The organism is Ochrobactrum sp. SFR4 (assembly GCF_019730395.1).
GTDB lineage: Bacteria > Pseudomonadota > Alphaproteobacteria > Rhizobiales > Rhizobiaceae > Pseudochrobactrum.
Genome location: NZ_JAAPBB010000397.1, coordinates 1 through 352, shown reverse-complemented (window position 1 = coordinate 352; position 352 = coordinate 1). Strand labels below are relative to the sequence as shown.

The window sequence follows — 352 nt, the reverse complement described above, 5'->3', positions numbered from 1 at the left end:
AGCGAGATATTGTACGCGGTCGGCAACATGCACGCGATCCAGCAGCAATGTGCCATTCAGCACCGCACGATCCACGCCGAATTGTTCAACACAACGATCTGACAAGGAACGGATATGGCCATCCTGATCCAGACGAATAACCAGCGCATCCAATGCGGCTTCCAGATCGCTGTCGGCATGACCGTGATCTGGCTGCTGTGCCTTCACACCGGCAGCGACAGAGACGCGCAATACACGCATCAGCAATGCACCGGCATAAATAAGCAGGAAGGTTGTCGACACACCGGCAGGCAATGCCAGTTGTGTGTTGACACCTTTAACTTGAGACAGCGCAATTAATGCAGCGGCAATC

The 352-nt window shown here is 54.0% G+C and carries 1 protein-coding gene; it reads right to left on the bottom strand.

Annotated features, from left to right (window positions below; all coding sequences use genetic code 11):
• A partial coding sequence (locus HBA93_RS19540; RefSeq protein ID WP_221724399.1) for a PAS domain-containing protein occupies positions 1 to 352 on the bottom strand: 352 nt, incomplete at both ends.